At 65.8% G+C, this 14,697-nt stretch carries 15 protein-coding genes and 3 pseudogenes; 8 read left to right on the top strand and 10 right to left on the bottom strand.

All coding sequences use genetic code 11. From position 1 onward, the window contains the following. The 5 genes and pseudogenes from ABZV91_RS19320 to ABZV91_RS19300 form a co-directional block, all read right to left on the bottom strand. Positions 1–246 (bottom strand): annotated as a pseudogene (locus ABZV91_RS19320) (hypothetical protein); the annotation flags it as partial. Between the two features lie 60 nt (positions 247–306). Then, positions 307–820: pseudogene (locus tag ABZV91_RS19315) on the bottom strand (DUF5753 domain-containing protein). Beyond that, on the bottom strand, positions 717–1,076 hold the full coding sequence (locus ABZV91_RS19310; protein ID WP_355243289.1) for a helix-turn-helix transcriptional regulator: 360 nt from the start codon (positions 1,074–1,076) through the stop codon (positions 717–719). Before ABZV91_RS19310 ends, ABZV91_RS19315 begins: the two are co-directional and overlap by 104 nt. A gap of 83 nt (positions 1,077–1,159) precedes the next feature. Then, the gene (locus ABZV91_RS19305; RefSeq protein WP_355243283.1) at positions 1,160–1,675 is read right to left on the bottom strand and encodes a DUF6879 family protein; all 516 of its coding nucleotides are present in this window, start codon (positions 1,673–1,675) and stop codon (positions 1,160–1,162) included. 486 nt (positions 1,676–2,161) lie between these two features. Continuing rightward, the gene (locus ABZV91_RS19300) at positions 2,162–2,962 is read right to left on the bottom strand and encodes an inositol monophosphatase family protein (protein WP_355243280.1); all 801 of its coding nucleotides are present in this window, start codon (positions 2,960–2,962) and stop codon (positions 2,162–2,164) included. A 305-nt stretch (positions 2,963–3,267) separates the two neighbouring features. On the opposite strand from ABZV91_RS19300, the gene ABZV91_RS19295 reads away from it, so the two are divergent. Continuing rightward, complete coding sequence (locus ABZV91_RS19295) at positions 3,268–3,915, top strand: HAD family hydrolase (RefSeq protein ID WP_355243277.1); 648 nt, start codon at positions 3,268–3,270, stop codon at positions 3,913–3,915. Positions 3,916–3,946: 31 nt separating this feature from the next. Here the strand turns inward: ABZV91_RS19295 and ABZV91_RS19290 are convergent, their stop codons facing one another. Beyond that, entirely contained in the window at positions 3,947–5,236 is a 1,290-nt protein-coding gene (locus ABZV91_RS19290) for a helix-turn-helix transcriptional regulator (RefSeq protein ID WP_355243274.1), read from the bottom strand. 204 nt (positions 5,237–5,440) lie between these two features. Here ABZV91_RS19290 and ABZV91_RS19285 point away from each other — a divergent pair, with 204 nt between their 5' ends. The 6 genes and pseudogenes from ABZV91_RS19285 to ABZV91_RS19260 all read left to right on the top strand — a co-directional run bounded on the left by ABZV91_RS19285 (position 5,441) and on the right by ABZV91_RS19260 (position 9,830). Next, the gene (locus tag ABZV91_RS19285; protein WP_355243271.1) at positions 5,441–6,328 is read left to right on the top strand and encodes an SAM-dependent methyltransferase; all 888 of its coding nucleotides are present in this window, start codon (positions 5,441–5,443) and stop codon (positions 6,326–6,328) included. Between the two features lie 157 nt (positions 6,329–6,485). Beyond that, a pseudogene (locus tag ABZV91_RS19280) lies at positions 6,486–6,653 on the top strand (FAD-dependent monooxygenase); the annotation flags it as partial. Between the two features lie 53 nt (positions 6,654–6,706). Continuing rightward, positions 6,707–8,086 (top strand): FAD-dependent monooxygenase, encoded by a 1,380-nt coding sequence (locus ABZV91_RS19275; RefSeq protein WP_355243268.1) that lies wholly within the window; start codon positions 6,707–6,709, stop codon positions 8,084–8,086. Between the two features lie 180 nt (positions 8,087–8,266). Next, positions 8,267–9,022 (top strand): hypothetical protein, encoded by a 756-nt coding sequence (locus ABZV91_RS19270; protein WP_355243265.1) that lies wholly within the window; start codon positions 8,267–8,269, stop codon positions 9,020–9,022. Continuing rightward, complete coding sequence (locus tag ABZV91_RS19265) at positions 9,016–9,558, top strand: hypothetical protein (RefSeq protein WP_355243262.1); 543 nt, start codon at positions 9,016–9,018, stop codon at positions 9,556–9,558. Before ABZV91_RS19270 ends, ABZV91_RS19265 begins: the two co-directional genes overlap by 7 nt. Beyond that, positions 9,555–9,830, top strand: coding sequence for a hypothetical protein (locus ABZV91_RS19260; protein WP_355243259.1), 276 nt, complete (start codon positions 9,555–9,557; stop codon positions 9,828–9,830). The genes ABZV91_RS19265 and ABZV91_RS19260 overlap by 4 nt, the downstream gene beginning before the upstream one ends. Before the next feature lie 249 nt (positions 9,831–10,079). Here the strand turns inward: ABZV91_RS19260 and ABZV91_RS19255 are convergent, their stop codons facing one another. The 3 genes from ABZV91_RS19255 to ABZV91_RS19245 are packed head-to-tail and all read right to left on the bottom strand — an operon-like array spanning position 10,080 to position 12,036. After that, a complete protein-coding gene (locus ABZV91_RS19255) occupies positions 10,080–10,223 on the bottom strand; it encodes a hypothetical protein (RefSeq protein WP_355243256.1) in 144 nt (47 codons plus the stop codon). Positions 10,224–10,283: 60 nt separating this feature from the next. Next, on the bottom strand, positions 10,284–11,744 hold the full coding sequence (locus tag ABZV91_RS19250; RefSeq protein WP_355243253.1) for an ornithine decarboxylase: 1,461 nt from the start codon (positions 11,742–11,744) through the stop codon (positions 10,284–10,286). A 7-nt stretch (positions 11,745–11,751) separates the two neighbouring features. Further along, positions 11,752–12,036 (bottom strand): hypothetical protein, encoded by a 285-nt coding sequence (locus ABZV91_RS19245; RefSeq protein ID WP_355243250.1) that lies wholly within the window; start codon positions 12,034–12,036, stop codon positions 11,752–11,754. A gap of 951 nt (positions 12,037–12,987) precedes the next feature. Here ABZV91_RS19245 and ABZV91_RS19240 point away from each other — a divergent pair. Continuing rightward, complete coding sequence (locus ABZV91_RS19240; RefSeq protein ID WP_355243247.1) at positions 12,988–13,455, top strand: PPOX class F420-dependent oxidoreductase; 468 nt, start codon at positions 12,988–12,990, stop codon at positions 13,453–13,455. A 149-nt stretch (positions 13,456–13,604) separates the two neighbouring features. On the opposite strand, the gene ABZV91_RS19235 is transcribed toward ABZV91_RS19240, so the two are convergent. Continuing rightward, positions 13,605–14,570 carry a glycerate kinase gene (locus ABZV91_RS19235; RefSeq protein WP_355243244.1) on the bottom strand — a complete coding sequence of 322 codons (966 nt, stop codon included), beginning with the start codon at positions 14,568–14,570 and terminating at the stop codon, positions 13,605–13,607. Positions 14,571–14,697: the final 127 nt, after the last annotated feature.

The raw sequence follows: 14,697 nt of genomic DNA, 5'->3' as shown, positions 1-14,697 counted from the left end.
TCATGTTCCGGCTATGCCACGCCGGAGGCCGAACATCCACCGGCAACCACACTCGCCGGTCCAGCACCTCCAGGCCTGACAGCGACTCATCCCCCCAGCCACAACTGACGGAAGTTCTCGGACGCTTACTAACACACCTCCGGCCCGAACGCAGGCAACCAGGTGCGGCGCATTCACGGTGCGCCGGCGTGCCGCAGCGGCATCGATCAGCTCGAGCGCCATCGCGCGCCCGGCCGCGCGGGGGCCGGTCTCGTGGTGGCCTTGCTGCTCGAGCGCCGTAAACGCGCCGAACGGGTGGTGTTGCTTTTATGGTTGTTCCTCGCGTTGTTTTTCGATCGCCTTTCTGATCAGCGTTCGCGCCGCTTCGCCGGTCATAGACTGGCTGGCCAGAGAATCGAATGACCGGTGATAGATATCTATTTCCCGCGCCTGATTGATCTTCAGTTCCGCGGTGACTCCTTCTACCACGACAACGCGGCGGTCGTAAATGACAAAGTTCATGGCAGGGGCTGGGCAGTAGGCGTGAGCCGGTACGATACCCAACAGCACGCGCGGCAATCCGATCACCGCCATTAGTCGGTCCAATTGCCCTGCCATCACATCGCGGCAAGCCACGCCCGTGGAAAGAGCTTGCTCGCCGATAAGCATATGAAACCTGCACCCCCCGGTAGAGTATTTGTTGTCTTTCGAGCCGTTTTGAAACGCCTTCGTCGAGGTCATCCGGTATTCGATAGAGCTCGATTGCCTGCCGTAAAATTGCTTCGGCATATTCTGCGGTCTGGAGAAGTCCGGGTATTACGTAGGGTTGGTAGATCCTCATCAGCCGGGTCTGTCCGGCAAGCTTCGCCAGCTTGTTCTGCCCACTTTTTGTGCCTCCGCTCAGGACGCGCCGCCACTCGACGTGGGCACTGTCGATATTTCGAAGCGTGGTGATCAGTTCCGGCAGTTCGGGCTCCGCGCCCAGGATGTTGCAGTAGGCTCGGAGATCGGCCTCGGAGGGGGCGTCTGCCATATTCCAGCTTCGATACCTTGGATTCGTGCCACCCTGCACGTTCGGCGAGATCGCGCCCGGACATTCCGGTGGCGCGGCGCAGCTCCCTGAGTCGTTGTCCGAGCGCTTCTCTCGCTTCCTGAACGCTACCGGTCACTTCACCATCTACTACGCTTCACCGGCTGTATATTCAGCATGAGGTGTAGCCAACTTCCAGAGCCGTTGTCTGACGCCTTGACAGTACTCGATGATGCGAGGATCTGTCGTCAGGGCTACGCCGGCCGACTTGAGTTGTTGGTCAACCAGATTGAACGCCACCCGCTCATTATCTATGAGCCACCAATCGTCCGTCGGTACCTCCCCGGCGAGGTGGCGTGGTAGATAACGGATATCTTCACCCGCCTCGACGTTGCGAGACGCGACGACGAGACTCCATCTCTGGTAGTCGGTGTGCGGCACAGTAACTACCCGAATCCGGCTCACCCTGACACCTCGACCGGTCAACTCCTCGACAAGCGTTTCCCAGTCTCGAAACCACTCGTAGTCATCGGGCTCATTGTTCAGAAACCGCCGGAACGGTTCGGACTCCACGGGTACCGCGTAGTCATCTCTGACTTCGAGATGGAACGCTTCACTGCGGCACTCCCGGAACAGATCAGACCAGTCACCCTGCCGTAGATGCACCGTAGAAGGTCCTTTTGCTCTTGGGTACCTCGATTGCAGCCTCATCGTCCGCGAGGTCGAGTTGACTCAACGTCTTGTCGTCCGTTATCGGCCGACCGCTGAGGGTGAACGTACCCCGCCCCGTGTCGGTCAGCGCGTGCCGATAAACGTGTGCGGTTCGGCGAAACCCGTCAAGAGGTGCGGGATCTCGATTGTCTCGGATGTGCCGGTACGCCAGCCTGTCGCTACGTAACTGCCCTGGTCGGTGGCGTACAGGGTCGGGCAGTCGTTCACCTGTGAACCACCCCTGCCGAGGAACCTGAGCTGCATGATGTTGCGCCCTTTCTCGCGTTCTGCGCTGGTGTTCTGCGCATCCTCATCTTTCAGCGATTGAGCCGAACTTCACGGGGAACAGCCGAACTTGGACAAATTGGGCAAGTTCGTGGTTCGTGCACGCGTGGCCTTCTGCAGTTTAGCGCTGCAGCGCCGTGTCCGTCGGCGCCCTCGTCACTGTTGTGCGGTGGATATCAGCTGTAGGAGTTCCTGGGAGATGATCGGGTTGGCGGCTACGGTGTGGCGGGACCGGACGTTGTGGATGCTGCCGTCGGAATCGGTCACCACGGCCCCGCTTTCACGTGCGATGAGCACTCCGGCTGCCATGTCCCATTGTTTGTTGGACATGATGATGCATCCATCGATACGGCCTTCAGCGGTCCAGGCCAGATCGAGTGCGGCGGAGCCGAGCATGCGAACCCTTTCCGCCTCTGCCGCCAGCGCTTCGGTGACGGCCAATCGGGTGCGGTTCTTCGCCTCGGCGCCGGGGCCGACGGCGTAGTCGCCGATCGAGATTATTGCGTCCCGCAGGTGCTGCGCTCGGCCGGTGGTGATGGGCCTGTCATTCACGTAAGCACCCTGTCCCTCGGTCGCGTAGTACTCCAGCCCGAGAAACGGCGCTCGTATCACGCCGAGAATTGGGCTGTCGCGATGTACCAGCGCAAGGGACACCGCACAAAGCGGAATGTTGTGGATGAAGTTCGATGTCCCGTCGATGGGATCGAGAACCCAAGTCCATTCGGAGTGCGCGAGATCCGGTGACTGTGTGCCGGACTCCTCACCCCTGAACGTGATTCGTGGTGCGTGTGCTCGCAGCCTGCGCTGCATCGTTGCCTGGATTTTCAGGTCGAGCTGGGTGACGAAGTCTCGGTCGCCTTTGCTATGGACGGCACCTGCTTCTTCTGTGGTCAAGAGCGCGGCCCCGGCTGCTGTGGCCCCGCGCGCAATGGCCAGGAGAGCACTGATATCGCTCATGCATCGTTCCTTTTCCAGGCGTCCACAAAATGTCGACCCACTCATGGACGTGGCGAAGGCCGCCGTCTCCCATGCTTCCGTACAACGGTCGTCGGTGCGTTCGGGGCACCCTATTCGCCTGAAGGTGGGCGCAGCCTCGAATCCTCCTGCCCGGTCGGGCCGGCTCACCGCCAGGGTCGTAGCGGCGTTGAGATGGCCCGGTGCAGGTCAGGAGCGAGATGGACGACGCGTGCCGAACCGGTCGACCGCAGCGCGGCCGAATCATGGTCTACGAACATCTTGGTTCCGACAGATAGCGTGGAAGAGTGATTCGGTCCGTAGTATTCGATGTTGGTGAGACATTGCTCGACGATTCGCGAGAGTTCGGCGCGTGGGCGGATTGGCTCGGCGTCCCGCGGCATACATTTTCCGCGATTCTGGGCGCTGTCACCGCCGCGGGTCGCAACAATGCCGAGACGTTCCAGGTCTTGCGGCCGGGGTTCGATCTAGCCGAGCAGCGCCGGCGTCGCGAGGAGGCCGGGGTCGGTGAACGAATCGAAGAATCCGACCTCTACCCTGATGTTCGTCCTGCTCTTGCCGCGCTCAAGCAGGCCGGCCTGTGGGTCGGTGTGGCCGGAAATCAGACGGCCAAGGCTGCGGCGCTGCTACGTTCGTTGGATCTTCCCGTCCATGCGATTGCGACGTCCGGTGAGTGGGGGGTAGCCAAACCCGATCCGGCGTTTTTCGAAGCGGTTATCGACTTCGCTCCGGGCGAACCGGAGGAGATCGTCTATGTGGGAGACCACCGTGACAACGATATTTTGCCCGCGCGGGCTGCCGGATTGCGGCCGGTGTTGATTCGTCGGGGACCGTGGGGTTACCTATGGGCGGACGACCCGGTTGTGGCTCGTGACGCGGAATGGGTCATCGATTCTCTGGCGGAGCTTCCCGGTCTGGTCGGCAAAGGTCGTTGAAGTTTTCTGGCCGACCGGATTCTCGAGCTGGTCAGCTCATCGCGTGTTGCAGAGCCGACAAGGCCGTACTGTGTAGGCCGGGTCCGGCGATGTGCATTTGTTCGATCATCTCCCTGACATGAGGATGGGCCCGGACATGTTCCGGCGCGACGCAATGCGCGGTGTGCAGTGCGTCGAGCGCGCGTTCGGTTTGGTCGGTCGCATAATAGGCCCGGCCGAGGTCGATGTAGAAATGGGAACGTCGTTCGGCGGGAAGGTTGATGGGCGGCTGCCAGCCGGTGGCAGTCCGTAGAGCAGCGCCGAAGTCACCGAGTTCGACGGCAAGCGACATGCGGTGGATGCGTACCGAAGCGGCCCCGAATGCGGTTCCCAGATGAATTCCCTCGTTGACCCGCACCGCGACCTGCCTGGCCTCGTCTATATGTCCTGTCGCCAGAGCCGCGTGACCTGCTCTTGCGGCCATGACTGCCGCGCGCATGTGAAGAGCGCCGTATGTTGCAGCGGCAGAGTCGCTGTGCCCGACCTGTATCCGTTCAGCTGCTTTTTCGAGCATCATGCGACCCGTAGTCAGATCTCCCGAGGAGAAGAATACTTCGCCACGTACATAGGAGCTGCTGGCCTGCACCAACTCGTCTCCGGTTTCCGCGGCCGCACTGCAGAGCAATCCTATGATGCGCGCGGATAGATCTCTATAACCGTGTTTCTCGGCGATTGCGTCTGCGGCTCGGTATACCTGGAATAACAAGCGAGCGAGACTCGCTCGCTGCGATTCCGGGCAACCTGCAATGGCTCGATATAGCTCGGGCAACAACTCAGGCACTTCTCGAGCCAGCTCTGCATAATCCGATCGGAGTCTTTTGTCTATTATCGAGAGAACTACTGGACGCAACTGTTCGATGGAGCGGACCGGTCCGTCTTCCGGGGATTCGCAGGAATCGAGCGCACGTCGCAATGCTGGGATATGCGCGGAGATCGAATGCGCTTCTCCATGCGATACAGGTGGCCCGTCCGAACGAATGCATGCACTGCGACCAAACGCCTTATCCGCGTCGTATCGAGAGTCATCGATCGCGCTATCAAACGATTTATGCCGGATTTCTCGTTGCCCGCGTTTGGCTGCTGCGTGCAGTGCGGGCAGCGTGCCACCCGCGTCCAATGCCTTGTCGAGGGCGATTATCAAGTTCCGGGACGGTACGCCATTTTTGGGTCGTTCGGCAAGCGATATGTATTGCTTGGTGTAGCCGACGAGCGATCCCAGCTCGGGCTGGCTCAATCCAGCCGTTTCCCGCAGGCGGCGAATCGCAGCAGCCAGTTCGGTCATGGACGGGTGCACGAGCTCGGTCGGGTCTCGCTGGTCTGCTGCCCCGGATGCACGGCCGCCTTCGTGCGGTGTCGTCCCCACGGTCAACAACGGTACTTGACCATTTGACTCCTTTCGCGCAGTTCGGCGAAGGCGTTGTGTGGGATCGAGGCCAACACCGGACAGTCCGGCACGCGGCGTACAGGCAGAAGGGAGAGGAACGCGATGTCACAGCCACCAGCGCTGCGACTGGAAACGAGTCCATCGACCGGTGTTACCGCTCCTGTCGGAGTCGATACGACCCGGGCGAGTGTTGCCAGGGTCTACGACCACAGCCTGGGTGGTAAAGACAACTACGACGTCGACCGCGTGGTCTTCGAGCAGATCGCGCGTATCGCGCCACGGCAGGGTGGTGTGTCGCGGACGCATCGGCGCTGGTTGCATCGGGTGGTGCGCTATCTGGCCGGGTATGCCGGGGTCGAGCAGTTCGTCGATATCGGTGCTGGGTTGCCGACCGCCCTGAATACCCACGAGGTCGCCCAGCTGGAAAATCGCAGAGCGACAGTGGTTTACGTCGACAACGATCCGGTGTGCGCCGCGCATGGGCGGGCGCTGCTCGAGCGTAACGACCGTACACACTACGTTCTCGCGGACTTCCTGGAGACAGGCACACTCCTAGAAAACTCGGACGTGCTCCAGTACCTCGAGTTGGATCGCCCGATAGGGGTGCTGGTGTGCGGGCTGCTCCACCATATCGGCGACGGGCCGAGGCCGGCCCGGGCAATGAGTGAGCTGATCGAACGGCTGCCTTCCGGTTCGTATGTGGCGGTCACGAACTTCTACGATCCGGGCCCCGAGGACCCCGAAATCCATCGGTTGGCGCGGAAGCTGGAAGAGGCGTTCACCGGAGGCGTGGGTTCGGGCTGGTACCGGACCCATACGGAGCACCTCGAATACTTCGAAGGTCTCGAGCTGCTGCCGCCCGGCTTGGTCGAACTCGACGATTGGTGGCCCCTCGGCCGGATCGGGCGGGACAGGTTGCCGGAGGAGCGAACGATGCGTGGCGCGGTGGGGTACAAGCGACCGGCGTTGCTGCGATTTCCAGGTGCCTGACCAAAAGCAATCGTTCACAGCTACATGCGGAGGTTTGCGCTTCCGCGGGAATGCGGGGCGTGGGGGATCGTCCCGGTAATTCCGGGCTCGTGGTGTGTGTCGCTGGGGGACACACGCTGTCCATTTTCGATCTTGAATTTTCGGAGGGTGATCAGTCATGTCTTCTTCACGTAGTCCGGTTCTCATCGTGGGCGCCGGTCCGACGGGTCTCGCCCTCGGTATCGAGTTACTGCGGCGTGGTGTGGATGTCCGGTTGATCGACCGGCTCACCACCCCCGTGACGACTTCTCGATCGTTCACGGTGCACACCCGCACTCTGGAGCTGCTGGAACAGGCCGGGATCGTCGACGAGTTCCAGGAGCGGGGTTTGCGCGGGGAGTGGATGGTTACCGGTTCGCGGGTTTTCCGGACACGGTGCGACTGGATTTCACCGGTCTGGACAGCCGATACCCGTATTTCCGCACGATCGGCCAGCGCGACACCGAGGAGATTCTGCGCCGGCATTTCACCGCGCTCGGCGGGACCGTCGAATGGCATACCGAGCTGGTTTCGGTGATCACGTCCCCGGACGGTGGAGTCACCGCCATCGTGCGGGACACGAACAGTGGTGAGAACGGAACCGTGCACTGCGACTGGCTGATCGGTTGCGACGGAGTGCACAGCACTGTCGCCGATCACCTGGGTGCCCAGGTCGGTCGCGCGGAGTACGTGGGGACCGCGATGCGGATGATGGACGTGCCGCTTCGGCAGCGGTCACCGGGCTTCCCGGTGGAGGTCGGCGGTGTCGACTACCGCATCACCAGCGGCCACATGCTGCTGACGACAGCATTACCCGGTGGTGTGTGGCGGGTAGTGATCAGCGAACCCGGCGAGGCCCGCAGTATCGACGCTTCGGCCGCGGCGTTCCAGAAGGTGCTCGACGAGCATTTCGGTGGTGCGGTGCGGATGGGTTCCCCGCAGTGGACGACGGTGTTCCGGACGCGGCGGCGGCTCACCTCCCGGTATCGCAACGGCCGGATCTTCGTCTGTGGAGATGCCGGACACGAGCGGTCCCCGGCGGGCGGGCAGGGGATGAACACCTCGATGCAGGACGCGTTCAACCTCGGCTGGAAACTTGCCGCCGTCGTGCACGGCTACGCCCGACAGTCGCTGCTGGACAGTTACGAGGCGGAGCGGCGTCCGATAGCCGAGCAGGTGATCGCCGGGACCCATGAACTGCATTCGGTGCTGATGGACCACGGCCGCCCGGTCGCCGAACGACTCGCGCTCGCCCGCGAACCCGGGTTCACCGAGCGGGCCGTGGCCCGGATCTCCGGCATCGCCTACCGCTACGCGAACACCGTCGACCCCGGATTGTCCTCGCCGCGGTGGTCGGAGGGGCCGGCGGCGGGGGACCGCGCCCCCGACGTCGAGATCACCCCTCGGCTACGGCTGCACGAACGGTTGCGCCACGGCGGACACACCCTGGTGGTCGTCCATCGCGATCCGCACGCTGCCGCGAAGGTCTCGGCGCTGCTCGCACGTGTGCGTCGGCAATTCGGCGGCCGGGTCGAAACGATGGTCGTCACCCCGCCCGGCTATCACGGACCCGGCCCGGCCGGTGCCCTCCTGGCCGACAGTCGCCGGATCCACGACCGCTACGGCACCCCCGACGGGGACGCTGTCTGCCTTATTCGACCCGACGGCTATATCGGCGCCCACTGTCTGCTCACCGAGCCGGACACGGCGTTCTCGACGCTGCGCGACGCCTTGCCCTGATCCGTCGCACAGCAGCGGCGATCGACTTCCACTACGCCTACCGGAAGCCCGGTGGCCGTCCCGTGCATCCGGAGGACCCACTCGGCGACGACGAGAGCTCTTCGAAATCATCGCTGCTCCCGCATTCGGCGCCCGGGCGCGCGTCTCTCTTGTCTCCCGCTCATCTCGAAGAAATGGACCATGTCGACTCCACCATCGATTTCCTATCCGCGGACCGGTCACCTCGGCTCGTGCCCGGTCGCGCGCACCGCACCCGAAGCTTCGACGGAGGCGCGCGTACCCGTCCACACCCCGGAATTCGCCGCCGACCCGCACCGGATCTACCACGAAATGCGCACGGAATTCGGTGATCTCGCACCGATCGAACTCGCCCCCGGCGTACCGGCCACCCTGGTACTCGGTTACCACACCGCGGTCCGGATCCTGCACGACACCGAGCATTTCCCCACCGACCCCCGCACCTGGCAGACCACCGTGCCCCCGGATTCACCAGTACTGCCGATGATGCGCTGGCACCCCGCCGCCCGCTACAGCAGCGGACCCGACCACCAGCGCTACCGGCAGGCATCGAAGGACAGCATCGACGCCGTCGACGCCCACGCCATGCACACCGTCGTCGAAGAACTGGCGGTCCCGCTGATCAACGGATTCTGCGAGACCGGGACCGCCGAACTGGTGGCAGACTACGCCCGCCCCCTCATCGTCGCCGTCCTCAACCGGATCACGGGCTGCCCACCCGATTTAGGGGCGCGGATCACCGCCGGGACGGCCGCGCGTTTCGACACCGTCGATGCAGTCGCGGGAATGGGGCTGCTGCGGTCCGCCCTGACAGAACTGATCCGGCTCAAACGCGATCATCCGGGCCACGACGCCACCTCACGTCTGCTCGCCCACCCCTGCCGCCTCGACGACGGGAAGTACTCGCGCAGTTGCTGAGCTTCTACGGAGCCGGCGGCGAAGCGCAACCGAATCTGATCACCAACACCCTGCTGCTGATGATGACCGACGAGCGCTTCGGCGGCGGCCTGATCGGCGGGAGTCTGTTCACCCGCGACGCTCTCGACGAGGTGCTGTTCCACGACCCGCCGATCGCGAACTTCTGCACCACCTACCCCCGCACCCCAGTCCTGATCGGCGATACCTGGCTCCCCGCCCACCAGCCCGTGCTGATCGGTCTCGCCGCCGCCAACACCGACCCGCGAATCAACGACGGCGACCACACCGGCAACCGCTCCCACCTGTCCTGGAGCGTGGGCCCGCATGCCTGTCCGGCCCGCACTCTGGCGTATCAGATCGTGCAGGACGCGATCGATCAACTTCTCGACGCGGTCCCCGACATGGCGCTCGCGGTACCCCGGGAGGAACTGGTCTGGCGGCCCGGGCCGTTCCACCGGGCCCTCACCCGGCTGCCGGTCACCTTCCGGCCTGCCCCGGCCCTGGATGTCCCTTCGCGCACCAGCACCCGGGGATGATCGTGAACTCACTGGCCATCCACCAACTCATCACCCTCGACACGACTCGCCCCCACCGCGCCGGCCTGACCGATCCCACCGGCCCCGGCCCGCGCAGCCGGACGGGGCCCACCGCTTGTCTCGGCGATCACTGTGCCGTCGACCCGGCGTTCGATTCCCTGGACGAAGCATTGCGGATACGCGCGGCACACAGCGATCACACACCACTGTGCCCCCAATACCTGGGAGCGATCGCCTACCTCGGCGGACTGCAAGACGACAGCTACGAATAACTCGGGCCGGGCTCGTCGTTCCGGTTCCACCGCCGGTGTCGACTTTTATCGCCGGCCCCGCTGCGCTGGAGGGGAGACCGGGAGGGCGACCCCGCGGTCGCGGGTATGGAGCACCGAGTGGAATTACGGCCCGGGGTACGCCGGGACCGGGTACACGGCGTACGACCGATCCAACGGACGAGCGCAACGCCGAGTCCGGTGGCCGTGAAGCGGCCACCGGACCGGGCGTAGCGGCGCGAATCGGTGGGGTTACGCGGGTCGGTGGTCGTCGCGGTGCGGGTTGCCTTCGTTGTCGGGAGCGTCGCGGGTACTCGGCCTCTGCCCCTTCAACCACCGGAACCCGACCACCACGGCGACCAGTATCGCGATCGCGAGAATGACGAGAAGTTCCATACCTGTGCGCCTACCCGGGTCCGGCGGCTTCAACCACCGCGTTGTCGCGGGCCGGTGCGCTCACGCCACGACCCGGACCGTTTTGAGCTCCGGGTCCGTGGCATCCGGGATGTTCAGCCCGATCTCGTGACCGGTGCGCAGATAATCCAGCACTCCCTGGTCGAGGCGTTCCCCGGGCACCACCACGGAGATACCGGGTGGATAGGGCGTGAGCTGTTCGGCCGCGACCCGGCCGGCCGCCTCCTCCACCGGCACCATCTCGGTGGAGCCGAAGAACGCGTCGCGGGGCAGTATCGCGGTGTCCAGCTGCAGTTCGTGCGGTGCGGGGAGGTAGAGAGCGTGCGGGGAAGTCGCGTCGGTCAGCTGGGCCCGCCACTCGCCGATCGCCTCGATGAGCATATCGGCCGTTTCGTCGTCGTCGGCGTAGGAGATGGTCGCGAGGGTCCGCCGGTGATCGCTGAGACCCATATCGATCAACCGTTCCCGGCGCAGCCAGTCCTCGGCGTCGTACCCGGTGGCGCCGGTTCCGGAGACGTCCAGCAGCACCTGGAGCCGGTCCAGATCGTGGGAGGCCTCCGCACCGAGCAGTTCGTTCTCCATGACCTGGATGCCGGGGATACTGTTCAGCTCGGTGCGGGTGCGGCGCGCGGTGCGCAGCGCGGCATCGAGCAGGTCTTGTCCGCGCTCGACCATCTGGCGGCGCCATCCGTCCAGGGCCGAGTAGATCAGCACATTCGGGCTCGTGGTCATGAGCAGGTCGACGCAGTGACGCAGGCGGACCGGATCCACCAGGTCACCTTGCACGTGGAAGACCGAGCTCTGTTCGAACCCGCCGCCCATCTTGTGCACACTCACCACACAGATATCGGCGCCCACATCCATCGCCCAGGTCGGCAGGTCGGGATGGAAGGGCAGATGAGCACCCCAGGCCTCGTCCACGATGAGCGGTTTGCCGCGCTCATGGCACACCCGGGCGATCCCCGCGATATCGGCGCAGGTCCCGTACGGACTGGGGCTGACGATCAGCGCGCCCGCCGCCTCAGGGTATTTCTCCCACGCCTGGCGGACCTGCTCCGGTGACGGCGGATGCGACAGATGACGTTCGGCATCCCAGCGCGGGGTGATCCAGCGCGGCAGCACGCCGGAGAAGATGAGCCCGGCCACGATCGATTTGTGGCTGTCGCGGGCCACCAGCAGACCGTTCTCGTTACCGCCCGCTACGGCCATCATGGCCGCCTTCACCGACAGCGAGCTGCCGCATGTGGCGAAGAAGGTCTGATCCGCGCCCACGGCGTCGGCCATCAACTCCTCGGCCCGGGACAGATAGCCGCCGCGGGACAACCGGTCGTCGACACCCGGCGTGGCCAGCACATCGGCGCGGAACGCGTCCGCGCCGATGATCGCTGCCACCCGTTCGTCCACGCCGCGGCTCTGGCGATGCCCCGGGGGCGTGAAGCCGTACCGGCCGAGCCGCTGGTATTCACCGAGCGCGTCGAGCAACGGCGTACGTGAGTGGTCCATGCGGCGCTCAGTGGCCACGGGGCTCACGCAGGGTCGCGCCTTCTTGGAGCTTGATGCGCCGGTGTTCGGCGACCACGATCAGCCCGCCGGCGATCAGGCAGATCACGCCGACGATTCCGGCGATAACGGCCCAGCCGGCGAAGCCGTAGCCGGCGGCGGTGAGGGTCAGCGCCACCAGGATGATGCCGATGGCGCCGAGGATGATGCCCGGCCAGTTCCGGGTGTCCTCGATGGTTTCTCCGGCGTGCGAACGGGTCGTCCGTGCGTCGTCGGGGAAACGATGCTCACTCACGGGGTGACTCTTATCGGGATCGTTGTGTCCGGCGACCATGGTCATGTCCTTCCTGTCGAGCCTGCGACCAGGGACGTTGCCCCGAATACCCGCTCGGCGGCGGTTGAATCACCAGCGCGGGGCCGGTCGGGTCCGATTCCCCGGCCGCCGGGAAAGGGGGCGGCGGGACCGGGTGTCCGGGGTCCGGCAGGGGTGGGCGATCCGGTGCCGGCCCCGGTATGGGCCCGGGTGCGGGCGGTACCGGCTCTGGCGATGGTCCTGGGACGGGCGGTTGCGGCTCTGGGGATGGTCCCGGGACGGGCGGTTGCGGCTCCGGGGATGGTCCCGGGGCAGGCGGTTGCGGCTCTGGGGATGGTCCCGGGACGGGCGGTTGCGGCTCCGGGGATGGTCCCGGGGCAGGCGGTTGCGGCTCTGGCGATGGTCCCGGAACCGGCGGTTGCGGTTCGCGGGGCCGGGGTTCCGGCGAGGGGGCGGGCAGCGGGGGCGTGGGCTCGGGATCCGGCGCCGGATGCGGTTCCGGAAAAGGATGCTGTGGGTCGGTGGCGCGCATGGTGATCGTGCTCCTGTCGCGGGTACTGGGGCCGGTGGCGCGAGGCGGTATCCGGCTGCTGCCCAGCGTTACCCGCCGGGGGCCGGGCGAATCAGCCGGCGGACGGGTCTCCGGGCGTCGCGGTATGCCGGCCGGGTTCCGTGATCCGCCTGGTTATGCCCGGTACGTGGAACCAGCGCGACGATGCACGCGGTGATCCGAATATCCGGCGTTGCAGGTGGGGCGGGTGCGCGGAGCTCGGGTACTGGTGCGCTGGGGTGACCGGTGCGCCGGCGGTCTCGGCGGGCGGTGGACGTGGTGCCGGGTGTGCGGGGTCCGGGCAACGGTCGACTCCGTGACCGGGACGGTGACCTATGCTGCGAGTGCACCGCCCGAGTACCGATCCGTCTCGAAAGGTCTCCATGCCGCGTATCGCGACCTCCACCATCGTCGACGAGGCCGACCTGCTGGCGTTCCTGGGTTCGCGCCATCACGGCGTGCTGGTCACCACCCGCGCCGACGGCCGCCCCCAGATGTCACCGGTGACCTGCGGGCTGGATCCGCAGGGCCGGATCGTCGTATCCACCTACCCGCGCCGGGCCAAGACCCGCAATATCCGCCGCGAACCGCAGGTGTCGATCTGTGTCCTCTCCGACGAGTTCGACGATGCCTATGTGCAGGTGGACGGCCGGGCCGAGATACTCGATATGCCCGAGGCGCTCGACGGTCTGGTCGACTACTACCGCGGTATCGCCGGTGAGCACCCGGACTGGGACGAATACCGGGCCGCGATGGCGCGCCAGGGCAAATCACTCATCCGCATCGATATCGAGCGCTGGGGGCCGATCGCCACGGGCGGCTTCCCACCCGAGGTCGATACCGCCGGTTGAACGGTGGCCCGGAGTCGGCGGCCCTCTCCCATTCCGTCGTCGACGCCCTGTACAGGGCGTCGATATCGAGCCGTCCCCGGTGAGCAGGATGACCATCGGGATGCCGTGGACGGTGGGACTTCGCGGCCGGCTCGGGTTCGTTCCTGCCGTCAGGGCGCGGCGGTGCTGATCCGCCGCCCGGCCGCCCGCATGGCCTCGGTATCGGAGGCCACGATGACCTCGGCGAAACGGGACCGGTAATCACCCAGATCGTCACCGACCGAACCCACTACCGCGTACACCGGGGTGGTTCCGGCCCGCCCGAGAATCGCCGAGATGATCTTGCCGGCCCGGGTCTGCCCGTCGAGCCGCCCTTCGCCGACGACGATGGTGCTCGCCTGTGCGGCAAGGGTGTCGAATCCCGCGCTGTCGAGCACGTACTCCGCGCCGGAGCGCAGTTCGGCCCCGTACTGTGCCCACATGCCGCCGGAGAATCCCCCGGCCGCTCCGGTCGCGTCGACCCCGGACGGATCGCGGGGCAGAGTACGCGCGGTCTCGGCGAGCCGCCGGGCCAGCAGTTCGACGGTGGCCGGGTCGGCTCCCTTCTGCGGTCCGAACACCCGGGCCGCGTCCACATAGCGGGTGGTGACATCGGTGAGCACGGTGATCGCAGCCCCGCCGAGACCGCCGGCGTCCTCGATGGCAGCGATCGCTCCCATGCCCCCGTCGGTGGTGGCCGAACCGCCCGCGGCGACCACGATCCGCGACGCCCCGCGCCGCACCGCCGCCGCGATGAGCATGCCGGTGCCGTAGGTGTTCGCGGCTACCGGATCACGCGGACCACAGTGCGCAGTGGTGACACCGCTGGCCGCGGCGATCTCGATCACCGCGACGCCGTCGTCGGACAGCCCGAAGGTGGCCTCACACGGGGCACCCCACGGATTGCGGGCCGCGACCGTCACCGGGTGAAGTCCCAGCGGCTCGGTGAGGGCGGCGAGGGTGCCTTCACCGCCGTCGGCGACCGGGAGGCGCACCGCGGTCGCGCCTGTTTCCTCGGCACCCCCGGCGATGGCGTCGGCGACCTCGGCGGCGGTGTAGGTGCCCTTGAAACTGTCGGGACAGATCAGGATCGTCACACCGCGACCCCGCCGATCGCCACGGACCCTCGCGCCCCTTCGGGACGCGGCGGATCGACAACCCGATGCCCGAAGGACGCCGGGAATCGGATCGAACCGCCGCCGGGTGGCGGTTGCCTCCTCCGAC

It is taken from the genome of Nocardia sp. NPDC004568, assembly GCF_040609955.1.
In the GTDB taxonomy this organism is placed as follows: domain Bacteria; phylum Actinomycetota; class Actinomycetes; order Mycobacteriales; family Mycobacteriaceae; genus Nocardia.
Note: the sequence above shows the minus strand (reverse complement) of the source record. Positions and strands in the feature narration are given on the sequence as shown.

What these genes read in the sequence shown, in the direction of transcription:
- ABZV91_RS19310 (WP_355243289.1), bottom strand. Translation starts at nt 1,076, where the DNA reads ATGTCCGGGCGCGATCTCGCCGAACGTGCAGGGTGGCACGAATCCAAG.
- ABZV91_RS19300 (WP_355243280.1), bottom strand. Translation starts at nt 2,962, where the DNA reads ATGAGCGATATCAGTGCTCTCCTGGCCATTGCGCGCGGGGCCACAGCA.
- ABZV91_RS19290 (WP_355243274.1), bottom strand. Translation starts at nt 5,236, where the DNA reads ATGACCGAACTGGCTGCTGCGATTCGCCGCCTGCGGGAAACGGCTGGA.
- ABZV91_RS19285 (WP_355243271.1), top strand. Translation starts at nt 5,441, where the DNA reads ATGTCACAGCCACCAGCGCTGCGACTGGAAACGAGTCCATCGACCGGT.
- ABZV91_RS19270 (WP_355243265.1), top strand. Translation starts at nt 8,267, where the DNA reads ATGTCGACTCCACCATCGATTTCCTATCCGCGGACCGGTCACCTCGGC.
- ABZV91_RS19260 (WP_355243259.1), top strand. Translation starts at nt 9,555, where the DNA reads ATGATCGTGAACTCACTGGCCATCCACCAACTCATCACCCTCGACACG.
- ABZV91_RS19255 (WP_355243256.1), bottom strand. Translation starts at nt 10,223, where the DNA reads ATGGAACTTCTCGTCATTCTCGCGATCGCGATACTGGTCGCCGTGGTG.
- ABZV91_RS19250 (WP_355243253.1), bottom strand. Translation starts at nt 11,744, where the DNA reads ATGGACCACTCACGTACGCCGTTGCTCGACGCGCTCGGTGAATACCAG.
- ABZV91_RS19240 (WP_355243247.1), top strand. Translation starts at nt 12,988, where the DNA reads ATGCCGCGTATCGCGACCTCCACCATCGTCGACGAGGCCGACCTGCTG.